13 protein-coding genes are annotated in these 13,914 nt (G+C 37.3%); 9 read left to right on the forward strand and 4 right to left on the reverse strand.

From position 1 onward, the window contains the following. Window positions 1-45 precede the first annotated feature (45 nt). Entirely contained in the window at window positions 46-1,254 is a 1,209-nt protein-coding gene (locus UC75_RS04690; protein ID WP_049836863.1) for an aspartate aminotransferase family protein, read from the reverse strand. 227 nt (window positions 1,255-1,481) lie between these two features. On the opposite strand from UC75_RS04690, the gene grxD reads away from it, so the two are divergent. After that, the gene (gene grxD / locus UC75_RS04695; RefSeq protein WP_004643080.1) at window positions 1,482-1,823 is read left to right on the forward strand and encodes a Grx4 family monothiol glutaredoxin; all 342 of its coding nucleotides are present in this window, start codon (window positions 1,482-1,484) and stop codon (window positions 1,821-1,823) included. A gap of 47 nt (window positions 1,824-1,870) precedes the next feature. Here grxD and UC75_RS04700 read toward each other — a convergent pair whose 3' ends face one another. Beyond that, complete coding sequence (locus UC75_RS04700; protein ID WP_013197636.1) at window positions 1,871-2,194, reverse strand: hypothetical protein; 324 nt, start codon at window positions 2,192-2,194, stop codon at window positions 1,871-1,873. 245 nt (window positions 2,195-2,439) lie between these two features. Here UC75_RS04700 and UC75_RS04705 point away from each other — a divergent pair, with 245 nt between their 5' ends. Further along, complete coding sequence (locus UC75_RS04705) at window positions 2,440-3,339, forward strand: LysR family transcriptional regulator (RefSeq protein WP_005306196.1); 900 nt, start codon at window positions 2,440-2,442, stop codon at window positions 3,337-3,339. A gap of 43 nt (window positions 3,340-3,382) precedes the next feature. On the opposite strand, the gene map is transcribed toward UC75_RS04705, so the two are convergent. Further along, window positions 3,383-4,177, reverse strand: a complete 795-nt coding sequence (gene map, locus UC75_RS04710; protein WP_005306198.1) for a type I methionyl aminopeptidase — start codon at window positions 4,175-4,177, stop codon at window positions 3,383-3,385. 354 nt (window positions 4,178-4,531) lie between these two features. Here map and brnQ point away from each other — a divergent pair, with 354 nt between their 5' ends. The 3 genes from brnQ to UC75_RS04725 all read left to right on the forward strand — a co-directional run bounded on the left by brnQ (window position 4,532) and on the right by UC75_RS04725 (window position 6,964). Next, window positions 4,532-5,833 (forward strand): branched-chain amino acid transport system II carrier protein, encoded by a 1,302-nt coding sequence (gene brnQ / locus UC75_RS04715; protein WP_049836864.1) that lies wholly within the window; start codon window positions 4,532-4,534, stop codon window positions 5,831-5,833. Between the two features lie 190 nt (window positions 5,834-6,023). Beyond that, a complete protein-coding gene (locus tag UC75_RS04720; protein ID WP_049836865.1) occupies window positions 6,024-6,443 on the forward strand; it encodes a GlcG/HbpS family heme-binding protein in 420 nt (139 codons plus the stop codon). A gap of 266 nt (window positions 6,444-6,709) precedes the next feature. After that, window positions 6,710-6,964 carry a hypothetical protein gene (locus tag UC75_RS04725; protein ID WP_004791919.1) on the forward strand — a complete coding sequence of 85 codons (255 nt, stop codon included), beginning with the start codon at window positions 6,710-6,712 and terminating at the stop codon, window positions 6,962-6,964. 25 nt (window positions 6,965-6,989) lie between these two features. Here UC75_RS04725 and UC75_RS04730 read toward each other — a convergent pair whose 3' ends face one another. Further along, entirely contained in the window at window positions 6,990-7,445 is a 456-nt protein-coding gene (locus UC75_RS04730) for a hypothetical protein (RefSeq protein WP_049836866.1), read from the reverse strand. A gap of 141 nt (window positions 7,446-7,586) precedes the next feature. On the opposite strand from UC75_RS04730, the gene UC75_RS04735 reads away from it, so the two are divergent. The 4 genes from UC75_RS04735 to UC75_RS04750 form a co-directional block, all read left to right on the forward strand. Beyond that, window positions 7,587-8,444 (forward strand): alpha/beta fold hydrolase, encoded by an 858-nt coding sequence (locus UC75_RS04735; protein ID WP_049836867.1) that lies wholly within the window; start codon window positions 7,587-7,589, stop codon window positions 8,442-8,444. Between the two features lie 323 nt (window positions 8,445-8,767). After that, a complete protein-coding gene (ptsP, locus tag UC75_RS04740; protein WP_049836868.1) occupies window positions 8,768-11,623 on the forward strand; it encodes a phosphoenolpyruvate--protein phosphotransferase in 2,856 nt (951 codons plus the stop codon). A gap of 15 nt (window positions 11,624-11,638) precedes the next feature. Beyond that, entirely contained in the window at window positions 11,639-12,586 is a 948-nt protein-coding gene (pfkB, locus tag UC75_RS04745) for a 1-phosphofructokinase (RefSeq protein WP_049836869.1), read from the forward strand. Next, on the forward strand, window positions 12,573-13,914 hold a 1,342-nt coding region (locus UC75_RS04750; protein ID WP_228137090.1), incomplete at its 3' end, for a fructose-specific PTS transporter subunit EIIC. The genes pfkB and UC75_RS04750, both read left to right, overlap by 14 nt.

Raw genomic sequence — 13,914 nt, forward strand, 5'->3', positions numbered from 1 at the left:
GAAATAAAAAATGGGCATATAAATGCCCATTTTTAATACTAAAACTTAAAGATAATTATTAATCAAAGCGACTAAACGCTCTAATAAGTCATCAGCCTGTGCTTGAGTCATATTAATAGGCGGTAACAAGCGAACCACAGAACCTGCTGTAACGTTGATAATAAGCTTGTGTTGATCACGAGCAATGGCAACGAGTTCAGCACATTCTTTAGGTAATTGAATACCTATCATCATCCCAAAACCACGCACCTGAACATTCTTGTCAGCTAACTGTGTACGAAGTTGATCAACAATATAGCGTCCCACTACTGCCGCATTTTCTACAGCATTTTCTTTTTGAATTGTATCGATTACCGTATAAACCACACGAGAACCTAATACAGTACCGCCATATGTAGAACCATGACTACCAGGTCCTAATAAACCAACGGCTTTACCTTGTGTCATTACTGCTCCAACTGGAAAGCCATTCCCAAGTCCTTTCGCAGTCGTCAAAACATCAGGCACAATGTTGGTATGCTGATATGCAAAATATTTACCTGTACGGCCATTCCCTGTTTGAATTTCATCTAACATCATTAGCCAGTTGTGCTGATTACAAATATTACGGACTTCTTCAAGATAGCTAAAGCCTTGAGGAGCAGTATTAATACCACCCTCACCTTGAATTGGTTCAATCAAAATTGCAACAATATCTGGATGCTGCAATGCAGCTTCTTGAATTGCTTCTACATCACCAAATGGCACACGAATAAAATCATTGGTTAAAGGAGCAAAACCATCTTGTACTTTCTTATTACCAGTTGCTGAAAGTGTTGCTAAAGTACGACCATGAAAAGATTGTTCTGCCACAATAATCTTTGGTAAACGTACGCCTTGTTGAGTACCAAATTTACGAGCAATCTTAATCGCACCTTCATTTGACTCAGCACCACTATTTGAAAAGAAGATTTCTTCCATACCAGAAACCTCTGCAAGCTTCTGGGCAGCAGCAGTTTGCCAAGGAATTTCAAATAGATTACTTGTATGCACAAGGGTTGCAGCTTGTTCAGCAATTGCTTCTGCAATAACTGGGTGCGCATGACCTAAACCACATACAGCAATACCCGTTAAAGCGTCTAGATATTCTGTACCATCTTCAGTATATAGATATGCCCCTCGGCCTCGTACAAAACTGATCGCTTGGCGACCATAAGTAGCCATTAAGTGTGATGGTTGATCAGGTTGTATTGGAGCTAGGGTAATATCAGTCATAACGAACTCTGTCTGTATGAGGTTTTTAGAAGGGTTTATATAAACAAAAACTGGCTCTGATGGAAAGTCTCATCAATCATTTATCTAAAATTTCGTCCGCTTTTCACTATCACTTCGGTTTATACAATAAAATATTGAATATTCAATGCAACTTTAAGCATTCAGGTGGTTTGCAAAGCAACATAAACACCCCCTATAATGCTGCTAGATTAGTTGAGGATCTATTTATGACTGAACAAGCACGTGATACTGAAGCGTTAATCCGCGATCAAATTGCGAAGCATCCTGTTTTACTTTACATGAAAGGCACTCCACAGTTTCCACAATGTGGTTTCTCTGCACGTGCTGTAGAGGCGCTCAGTCAAATTGGTCGTCCATTTGCATATGTAAATATTCTGGAAAATCCTGATATTCGTGCAATCTTACCAGCAATTGCGAATTGGCCTACATTCCCGCAACTTTGGGTAAATGGCGAACTTATTGGCGGTAGCGATATTATGCTAGAAATGTTCCAAAATGGTGAATTAAAACCATTAGTTGAACAATATAGCGCTGCACCAGAAGCGTAAATAATAAAAAAGCCAATCAATAGATTGGCTTTTTTATGCTCTTAATTTTAAAGATCGCTTACCCCAACATAGCGAAACAAACCTTCCACACCTAAATCAGATTTTAAAACAATCAAATTTTCATAAGCTGTTGTAGTCAAAGCTTCAAAAATATTCATATTTGGATCTTCGTGTAACTCATCCACGCTCTGGCTCATGCACTCTTCAAATCGATCTGCAACAAATTCGAACCCCAAATCCATCGCAATAAATAAAGTATGTTCACATGGTTGAACATATTGTTCTTGTGCCCAGTCAATTATCGCTTGTTTGCAAAATGGACACTCAATATTTGCAGAGGCATCGTTAAGTTCTATTAGTTGATAAGGCATTAGATTTGAAAAGTAGAGAAAAAATATAGTGTAGAAGAAAATGATCAACACTTCTATAGACAATGTCTAAAGCCACTTGGAATGCATACGTTAAAATTACAACGTAATTACAATATAATTTCAAAAAACCATTTCTAGCAATGAGTAATGAATTTATCCCCCACTTACAAAAAATTTAGTATAAGAATTATCGTTGCAAAAATAATAATGTAAAATCATGGTTGTTGCAGGAATAGGATATTTTAATGCTCACCGATCTTGATGATTTTTATTGTTTTGCTCTTGTTGTTGAGCATGGTGGCTTTAGTGCTGCTGAGCGTGTAACGGATATACCAAAATCAAAATTAAGTCGCCGCGTTTACAGCTTAGAAGAAAACTTGGGGGTTCGCTTAATTCAACGTAGTTCTCGTCATTTTGCTGTTACAGATATTGGGATGGATATTTACAGACATGCTCAAGTCATGATGAATGCGGCGCAAGCTGCCCATGATTTGGTTGATCACTTAAGTATTCAACCTAGAGGTGTCGTGAAGGTAAGCGTTCCTGTTGATATTGCTCAAAATCAACTTCCAAAAATCCTACCTGCTTTCTTAAAAAAATATCCAGAAATTCGTTTGCAACTGATGGTCAGTAACCGTCGAGTAGATGTGATTAATGAAGGGATTGATATCGCGTTACGAGTTCGCTCAAAACTGGATGACGATCCAAGTTTAGTTCTTAGACAGTTTGCGCTTATAGAACAAAGCCTATTCGCAAGTCAGGCCTATTTAAATGAGTTTGGGGATATAAAAAATCCTGAGCAACTCAGTGAACACCGTATTTTAAGTTTGTCTGAAGAGCATCTCGATCAACAATTCATCCTGCATGGACCTGACAATCAACAGAAAAAAGTGAAAGTTAGCCCAACAGTAATGGGAACAAATATCTATATGCTCGCCCAACTTGCGAGTCAAAATTGTGGTATTGCATTGTTACCTGACACAGCGGCTGAAGATTTTGTGAAATCCGGGCAGCTTGTACAAATCTTGCCAGATTGGAAAGCAGCTCACGGTATATTCCATGCTGTATATCCATCACGCCGAGGATTACTACCTGCTGTTCGAGTATTTATTGATTATTTAGTAGAAAATCTTTCTGAGCGTTAAAATAAAAAAGTTCGATAATTTATCGAACTTTTTTTTATATTTTTCAAATTGCAGGATAGCTTCCCACACCTTCAGGCCATGGGGTTAATAGTTCAAAACCAGTATCTGTTACTGCAACCATATGTTCCCATTGAGCAGATAATGAATGATCTTGAGTAATGACGGTCCACCCATCATTTAACTCTTTCACTTGCGGTCTACCTGCATTTACCATTGGCTCAATGGTAAAGACCATTCCTTTCTTTAAGACCAAACCTTGCCCGCGCTGCCCATAATGCAAAACATTAGGTTGTTCATGATAGACCTTACCAATCCCATGCCCACAATATTCTCGAACAATACTATAGCCTTCTCGATGAGCAACCGACTGAATAGCATAACCAATATCACCTAATGTAGCTCCTGGCTTAACAGTGTGAATACCTGCAACCATGGCCTCATAAGTTGTATCAACTAATTTTTTTGCTTGTGGATTTACATTACCCACAAAATACATGCGGCTCGTATCACCAAAATAACCATCTTTAATAATTGCGACATCAATATTAATAATATCGCCATCTTTTAAAATTTTATTCGGCGATGGTATGCCATGGCAAACAACTTCATTGACTGAAGTACATATCGTTTTTGTAAAACCGTGATATCCCACATTAGCAGGAATAACTTTTAAATTATTTACAATATAGTCATTACAGAGGTTATCTAAATACTCAGTAGATACGCCCGGTTTTATATAGGCCTCTATCATTTCTAAAACTTGTGCAGCCAAGCGTCCAGAAACTCTTAACTTTTCCAGATCTTGTTCAGTTTTAATGGTAACAGTAGAAGCTCTCATTCAATTCTATCCTCGCAGACAAGAAACATGCCCTTCCCTACAAAAACCTAAGGTAATTCAAAATATTTTAGGATGAATATAAGTCAGACCAAAAGTCTAAAATGCTTAAATATTCGGCATTCACAATAAAAATTTATGTTTTTATTCTTACATATTTTTTATAAAAAGTCAGAACTTAAAAAGAAGTTCTTTTCTCCTTTTTATGGCTTTTCAAGTACATACTTTAACCAAACAAACGCTTATAACACTATATATGGTTTTAACCACCTGAAAAAAAGCTTTTTCCCATAAATTAGCGCTTGATCATGATTACTTTTGCTCTAAAATTCCTTCTTTTTTTATTAACTTTAATTTATGCAACATCTTCGTACTGGAGATATTATTGCCTTAGGTTTTATGACCTTTGCCCTTTTTATTGGGGCTGGCAATATTATCTTTCCTCCCATCGTTGCTCAACAAGCTGGTGAGCATGTATGGTTAGCTGCACTAGGCTTTTTAATTACGGCTGTCGGCTTACCTGTAATTACCATCATGGCACTCTCTCGTATGCAGGGTTCCATTGAAATTATTAGCTCTCCCTTAGGTCGAGTAGCAAGTCTGATTTTAACTGTTGTTTGTTATTTATCAGTCGGCCCTCTATTTGCTACCCCACGTACAGCTACTGTTTCTTATGAAATTGGTTTTTCCTCTTATTTTGGAACCTCAAGTAGCAGTCTTTTAATCTATAGCGCAATTTATTTTTCATTTGTAACTGTAGTTTCACTTTATCCAAACAAATTATTGGATACTGTAGGACACGTACTTGCTCCACTAAAAATTATTGCTTTAGCAATTTTAGGTATTGCAGCAGTGATGATTCCAGCGGGTTACGTACCAGCTCCGATCAACCATTACGTCACATCTCCGGTTTCAGAGGGCTTCGTAAACGGTTATCTCACTATGGATACATTAGGTGCACTAGTATTTGGTATCGTTATTATTCAAGCGATTTACTCTCGCGGCGTTACTGATAAAAAGTTAGTCACCAAATATGCAATTATTGCCAGTCTCATTTCAGGTGTTGGTCTTACTTTAGTTTATTTAAGCTTATTCAAATTAGGTTTAGGTAGCCATGAAGTAGCACCAAATGCAGCAAATGGTGCAGTAATTTTACATGCATATGTACAACATGCTTTTGGAAATATGGGTTCATTATTCTTAACTGGACTAATCTTTTTAGCATGTATGGTTACAGCAATTGGTTTAACCTGTGCGTGTGGTGAGTACTTTGCTCAGTTAACGAAATTACCATATAAGCTTTTAGTGTTTATTTTAGTTGGTTTCTCTTTCATTATTTCGAATCTTGGCCTAACTAAACTGATCGCTATTTCAGTACCTGTCTTAAGTGCAATCTATCCACCAGCAATTGTGGTGATTATGCTGAGCTTCTTCTGGAAATTTTGGCACAAGCCTTCTTTCATTGTCGGCTCAGTAACAAGTATTGCTTTAATTTTCGGTATTATCGATGGTCTTAAAGTTGCAGGCTTCAGCAATTATTTACCTGAATTCCTTCAGCATTTACCATTAAATGAACAAAACTTAGCTTGGTTGATCCCATCTTTAGTTGTTCTTGCAGTTACCGTAATTATCGACAAAGTTAAATTCAAAAGCATTTAATCTAGTGACTTTTTTGAAATCGAGTTTTATCCAAACATGATTTTATATATTGAATAGAATGCTGTGTTTACCCAACCAGCATTTTATTTCCACACTAGTTTTTAATGACAAATCAACTATAGATATAATTAATTTTTACTGTAAAATTACACTAAAATAATTTTTAGCTACTCAGGAAAGAAGAGCAACAATGAAAACTAAATATTACCTAACATTAGCAGATGCAGAGTTTTTAATGGAAAAAGCTCAAAAATATGCAATTGAACACAACTTTAAAGTCAGCATTGCGATTGTTGATGAAACAAGCTCTCTATTATTCATGAAACGATTAGATGGTGCTTCTCCTCTAACTACACATCTATGCCTAGAAAAAGCAAAATGCGCTTCAATATCAGGTAGACCGTCAAAGTTTTATGAAGAACTTCTAAAAAGTGGGCGTCTTGGTTTCTTAAGTATGCCTAGTGCTCAAGGGATGTTAGAAGGTGGAATACCGATTATTTATGAAGGTGAAATTTTAGGTGCTATTGGTGTATCTGGTGTTCAATCTTTCGAAGATGCAGAAATTGCTCAACATGCGATCGATAGTTTTTTAAAAAAATATAATAGCTAAAGTAAAACTACAGGAAAGAGAAATTAATACACTTTTCATTTAAATAATTTCTCTTTTCTAAAAGAATAAGTATTTCATACAAAAATATTAAACATTTACTTTTTTAATACCTTAAACCTTTATAAATATAGAGGTTTTTATAAAACTGCTCAAAAAATTTTCTATTTGCTATTGAACTGAATCAAAAATAGCAGTACAACATTAAACTTAAAACTTATTCTTGACTAAAACATTAGGTTTTAGCGCAACCACAAGGAGGGATGGAGATGTTATCATTACATTTCAACAAACAAGTCTTCATTAACACTCTGAACAGCAAAGATTCAGTTGTTTATGGAGTAACACCGCTTGCTCTTATGCTGACTTTACTGTTTCAAGGTATGATTAAAGGAAATCTGAAGCCCGAATACTTTATGTATGCGATGGTCGTTTCTTTCATATTTTGTGTGTGGGCCTTTGTCGATCATAAGATGCGAAAACTAGCTAAAAGACGTCTTAGTCAACAAAATTTGAATTCTTAAAAAATGGATGAGTAATCATCCATTTTTATACACCTAGAAATAAAAAAATTGTTCCAATAACTAAAATAGCTGTAGCCAATAATTCAGTCACAATTAATCCCACCATCATTAAAGACATCATCCACGCTGGTAAATTAAATCTGCCCAATCGATGTGGCGTTTTGAATTGATTTGTCGTGTCCTGTAAATATCCATGTATGATATAAACCAATATTGAAAAGCTAAAAAAGAAAATATTAGCTAACACACACCACAAAGCAACATTTTCATTTAAAACAGTAAAATAGCTCAATACAGCAAGAATGAGGCTGGCAGCTGCATATAGCAAGCTACTTCGATGAGCAATGTCAACATAATAGTGGGCACGATGTAACTCTGAACGGCGTATTTGCCAATATTTCCACACCCCTGTGAACATTCCTACCCATAAAAATATGCCACTAAACACAATTGCTAACTGTACAGCTTTCGGTAAATCCATCTTTTTTCCAATTATTCGTTTTATTAAAATTTAATGAGCTGTATAGCACAAATCTTGACTTTATAGTCACATTTTAATCAAGTGTCGTTTTGGAACTCATGTAAATTAGAGTCACTAATAAGCTAATCATTACGTAATATTATGGATAACACTTTTGAATCATTTTGGATGACCTGCGAAGATGGTTATCAACTTGCTGCACAATTTTATCCAACTCAATCAAAGAAATCGGTACATCCTGTTTTGATTTGTCCAGCGACAGGTATTACCAAAAACTTTTATCATTCTTTTGCTACATGGTTAAGCCAGCAAGGCTATGATGTATTAAGCTTTGATTTCCGTGGAATTGGAGATTCATTGCATGGGCCGTTAAAGCAAAGTACAGCGAGTATTAATGATTGGGGAACGCTTGATATCCCTTGTGCAATTGAAACTTTATTAGAAAAAACCCAAGCAGAAAAAGTTACTCTTCTTGGCCATAGTGCGGGTGGACAACTGCTAGGGATTGTGCCAAATTTTCATAAAGTAGCAAAAGTTGTTGCAGTAGCAGGTTCTACAGGCCATGTAAAAGGACTTAAAGGTAAAACCAAGTTTCTGGCTCCTGTCATGTTTAACGTTATCTTTCCAATTTCGAGTACTTTAAAAGGCTATGGTGCTACTCAATTTATTGGAATGGGTGAAAACTTGCCTAAGAAAGTCGCACAACAGTGGAGAGAGTTTTGTAGTCACCCAGGCTATGTGAAAAATGCTATTGGTAAAACTATTTTTCATGACTTTCACACTGAAATTATTTGCCCTATTACTTCAATTTGGGCAAGTGATGATGAAATTGCCACTCAACACAACGTTGCAGATTTATTAAGTTTATATCCGAATGCATCTACTAAAATGCTAGAACTGAACCCGACAAAACTCGGCTATAAATCAATTGGGCACATGTTAATGTTTAAAAAATCACATCACAAGCTGTGGTCAGTCTTAGAGCAAGAAATTCAATAGTAATTTAAATTCTATCATTTAGTTTTTGCCTCTATGCCCGTAATCCGGTGTAGAGGTTTTTTTTATTATTAGCAGTCCCCTTTTTATAAAATAACTTTATTAAATTTATAGTTACCATAAGAAACTAAAATATATTAAGTCGTAATTCCTTTGTATTTTTAATAAGCATTATTTACGTAAATACGTCGATATAAACTTAAAGTTCTGCTATGGTAATTTGTCTGAAGCTGTTGTTTAAAAGCAGGTAAACCAACCTATTTTAATACAAACAGCTTCTTTTTTTCTGTTTAAGTTAAAACCTAAGAAATTGTTCAAGGATAAGTATGCTAGCACTCGAGCCTCGACATATTCATATGAATCAACATGCTGTTGATAAAAAGCATGCATTACAGTGTCTAGTAGATATATTAGTAAAAGATGGGTTAGTTACGCCTGAATATATAACAGGACTCATCAATCGTGAACAACAAAGCGCTACCTATTTAGGCCAAGGTATTGCTATTCCGCATGGTACGCCACAATCTCGTGAATTTATTTTAGAGACAGGTATTCGGTTAGCTCACTTTCCTGAAGGAATAATCTGGGATGGGGAAAACACGATTTATTTAGCTGTTGTTATTGCAGCAAAATCTGATGAGCATTTACAAGTACTACAAATATTAACTAGAGCGTTAATGCAGGATGTAAGTGAACAAGTAAAAAATGCGACGCAACCTGAGCAAATTATTGAACTATTACAAGCTCAACCCCTATCCTTAACACTGCATGAAAATTTAATTCAAACTGAAATTGAATCTCAAGATATCGAAGACTTATTGTGGTCAGCCTCTCAAATTCTCAAAAAACATAATTTCGTAAAATGTGGTTTTTTAAGCTCACTTGAGCCAGATCAAGTTATCCAGTTACAAGACCAGATCTGGTCTATTTCTAGTAGTAAGTTTGTTCAACAGCCAGCAATCAGTATTGTAAAGCCACGCCATGCTTTAGATGTAAATGGACAAAAACTGAATACACTCGTCTGTATTGCTGCCAATGAGCAGTTAGATAGCCAAAGATTTAACCGACTGATTGATATTTTATTTAACCCAGAACAAGTTGCAAAGCTAGATCAAACACAAGCACCAAATGAGATTGCTAAAATTATTGGTGCAGATGTTATTCCAGATTGGCCTCATCGTTCGGTTGTATTAGCCAATGCCCATGGATTACATGCTCGACCAGCGACTCATTTGGTGAACTTAACTAAAAGTTTTCAAGGTGATATTCAGATCGCGGTGGACGATGGTAATTTTGTTTCGGCCAAAAGTTTGACGCGCCTCTTGGCTTTAGGATGTAAACGTGGTCAAACTTTACGTTTTATTGCCGAGCCAGAAACAGATGCTGTTGAAGCTTTAGATAAAGTTATTCAGGCCGTGCAAGAAGGCTTAGGAGAAGAAGTTGAACCTATTCAATCCTCAGATACCCAAGAAGCTCAATCGCCTCAAACAGTCAAATCATTGCCGAAAACATTGAGTACAAATACAGGTATTCCAGCTTCTAGTGGTCTAGCTTTTGGCCCCGTACATGTCATCAAACCTAAGGTTTACCAATATGAACGTATGGGTTTAAGCGTTAAAGCAGAAAAAGAGAAACTTGATATTGCTCTTCACGCAGTTAAAAACAATATTCACCAAGTTATTGCAAAATCTGAAGTAGCTGAAATTAAGCAAATTTTCCAAGCACATTTGGAAATGTTAGACGACCCTGATCTTATTAATGGTGTTTATCAAAAGATCAACTTAAACCTTTCTGCTCCTGCCGCTTGGCATGAACATATTGAAGCAGCAGCTAAAGAGCAAGCAGCTTTACCAGACCGCTTATTGGCTGAGCGTGCTACAGACTTACGCGATATTGGCGATCGGGTTTTAGCACAGCTCTGTGGTGAAGTTACTATCGAAGAGCCTAAAGAGCCTTATATTTTGATCATGTATGATGTGGGCCCTAGTGATGTGGCTCACCTTAATAAAGATCGAGTAGCAGGCATTTTGACAGCTGTAGGCGGTGCAAGTGCACATAGCGCTATTGTTGCTCGTGCGTTAGGTATTCCTGCAATTGTTGGTGCTGGTGATCAAGTACTAGAGATTGAACAAAAGAGTTCTCTTTTAATTAATGGAGATACAGGAACTTTTGTATTAAACCCGAACACTCAGCAAATCGAACAAGCCAAACAAGAACGAGAGCTTCAACAAAAAATTCGTGAAGAGGCTGAACGTCACAGCCAAGAACCTGCGATTACCGTAGATCAACACCAAATTGAAATTGCTGCAAATTTAGGAAAAGTTCAAGCTACAGCACACGCAGTTGAATGTGGTGCCGAAGCAATTGGCTTACTTAGAACAGAGCTTGTTTTTATGGCTCATAGCAGTGCTCCAAGTGAAACTACCCAAGAAGCAGATTATCGTGTTGTGCTAGATGCCCTTGCTGGTCGCCCACTTGTAGTACGTACTCTTGATGTAGGTGGTGACAAACCACTTCCTTACCTTCCAATTGCTGAAGAAGAAAATCCATTTTTAGGCTTAAGAGGTATTCGTTTGACACTAAGACAGCCAGAGCTGTTACGTCAACAACTTATCGCTTTGCTTAAAGCCGCAGATGATCGTCCTTTACGAATCATGTTTCCAATGATTGGCCGTGTGGAAGAATGGCGTGCTGCCAAAGCTATTCTTGATGAAGTTAAAGCTGTACATCCATGCGCCAACTTACAAGTGGGTATTATGATAGAAGTTCCTTCTGCTGCTTTACTTGCTCCTATTCTTGCTCAAGAAGTGGACTTTTTCAGTATAGGAACAAATGACTTAACCCAATATACTTTAGCTATTGACCGTGGTCACCCTATCCTATCTGCTGAAGCAGACGGCCTCCACCCAAGTATTTTGCAATTGATTGATCATACTGTAAAAGCTGCGCACAAACATGGCAAATGGGTGGGTATATGCGGAGAACTCGCAGCGGATCCAAAAGCTGTACCGATTCTTATGGGATTAGGCGTAGATGAGCTCAGCATGTCTCCAAATAGTATTCCTTTAGTAAAAGCCCAAATTCGTACACTTAACTACAGCCAAGCTCAAGCGCTTGCAAAAAGCGCACTAGAATGTGAGAGCGCTACTGCTGTACGTCAGTTATCCGAACAAGAAATCTAAAGATTAGGAACAGTAATGGCTAAAGTTCTAACAATTACTTTAAATCCTGCAATTGATGTAACGATACAACTTAATGAGTTACAGGTTGGTGAGGTAAATCGCCAAGAATCTGTAGAGATACATGCAGCAGGTAAAGGATTAAATATTGCACAAGTTTTAAAAGATTTGGGGCATGAAATTATCGTTTCTGGCTTTCTAGGAACAACGAATAAACAAATTTTTGATGATCATTTTAAAGAGGCTCAATTCCAACCTGAGTTTATTTATATTGAGGGCGAGACTCGTCAAAATATAAAAATTGCTGAACATTCTGGGCGTATGACCGATTTAAATGGAAAAGGTTTCTTAGTTTCTGAACTAGATAAAAAGAACCTCTTTCAAAAAATCGAAATGATTTTGCCACAAGTAGATGTAGTTGCCATTGCCGGGAGCCTTCCACAAGGTTTTAGTATTGATGAATTACAGCAACTTATTAAGCTCATTCAACAGCAAGGGAAAAAAGTTGCACTTGATACAAGTGGTAAAGCATTGGTCGCTGCAATTGAATGCCAACCATGGATGATCAAACCAAACACAGATGAGTTAGTGGAAAGTTATCAACTTCCTGCAGAGACTTATGCTGAACAAAAAAAGCTTTTTGAAAACTTAGCTAAAATTGAGCATGTCGTTATTTCGATGGGTGAAGACGGTGTAAACTGGCTACACGACACTCACCCGCTTCATGCAAAAGCCCCCAAAGTGATCGTTAAAAGTACCGTTGGTGCGGGTGACTCTCTTTTAGCAGGTATGATTCATGGCCTAATAAATGGCTTCTCTGATGAAGAAACATTAAAAACTGCTACCGCAATCGCAAGCCATGCTGTCACACAAATTGGCTTTCGTATTCCCAATGCCGAAACGCTAAACCAATTAAAAGCCCAAACCACAATCAATTCATTGAGTGAATCTGATGCTAACTGCTAAACATTTATTATTTGTCATTAATAGTCCGCAACAGCAAGTCAATGCTTTGATTTTAGCTCGAAAACTTGCACAAGTCGCATCCCAACAGGGTTATCCAAATAACATTATTTCGCTTGATGAATTCGAAATAAGTGAAAACTTTGATCAAGTCATTGTTGTTGGACAACGCCCGAAAGATCTTAATAGTTTTGGCACACATCCATTATCTTTCATTAGCATTGAAGAGATAAAAAATGATGCTCACACAGCTTTCCAAACTGCCTTAGATCACTTTAAGCCAGCTCAAGATTGGCTAAGTGATAATAGCTTGGCAGTAACTACTACTAAAAAGTTTGTAGCAATCACTGCGTGTCCTACGGGTGTTGCCCATACTTTTATGGCTGCCGAAGCTTTACAACAAGGTGCAGAAAAGCTTGGGTATGAGATTGAAGTAGAAACACAAGGTTCTGTTGGTGCAAAAAATATTTTATCAGCTCAAGCTATTGCTGAAGCAGACATTGTGATTCTTGCCACTGACATTGAAGTTAACACAGACCGTTTTGTAGGTAAGCGTGTTTATCGGTGTGGTACTGGCTTTGCTCTAAAGCAAACAGATAAAGCCTTTGCTGAAGCAATCAGCAATGCGCAAGTTTTAGAACAAGGTAAGCAACAAGCATCGACAGAAAATAAAGATAAAACCGAAAAAGTTGGCGTATATAAACATCTCTTAACTGGTGTTTCTTTTATGCTGCCCATGGTGGTGGCTGGAGGTCTGTTAATTGCTCTCTCCTTATGCTTTGGTCTAAATGCTGCTGAACAAGCAGGTAGCTTACCCGCCATATTAAAACAAATTGGTGCTGCTGCATTTATGCTCATGGTCCCGATGTTATCGGGCTATATTGCCTACTCAATTGCTGATCGCCCTGGTCTTGCACCTGGTTTAATTGGAGGGTTACTCGCCTCTCAGCTACAAGCAGGTTTTTTAGGTGGTATTGTTTCAGGTTTTCTTGCGGGTTATATCGCACTATTTATTGCTAAAAAACTTAAACTCCCTACAAGTTTAGATGCACTTAAACCGATTTTAATTATTCCATTATTAGGTACATTATTTGTTGGTCTCATTATGTTCTACGTAGTTGGACAACCTGTAGCACATATTTTCGAGCTAATGAAAGACTTCTTAAATAACATGGGTACAACAAATGCTGTGTTAATGGGAATTATATTAGCCAGCATGATGTGTATCGATTTAGGCGGTCCAATCAATAAGGCAGCCTACGCTTTTACTGTCGGATTGTTGACAACAAATACATATATGCCAATGGCAGCAACAATGGCGGGCGGTATGG

It is taken from the genome of Acinetobacter sp. V2 (assembly GCF_001188385.1).
GTDB classification, from domain to species: domain Bacteria; phylum Pseudomonadota; class Gammaproteobacteria; order Pseudomonadales; family Moraxellaceae; genus Acinetobacter; species Acinetobacter oleivorans.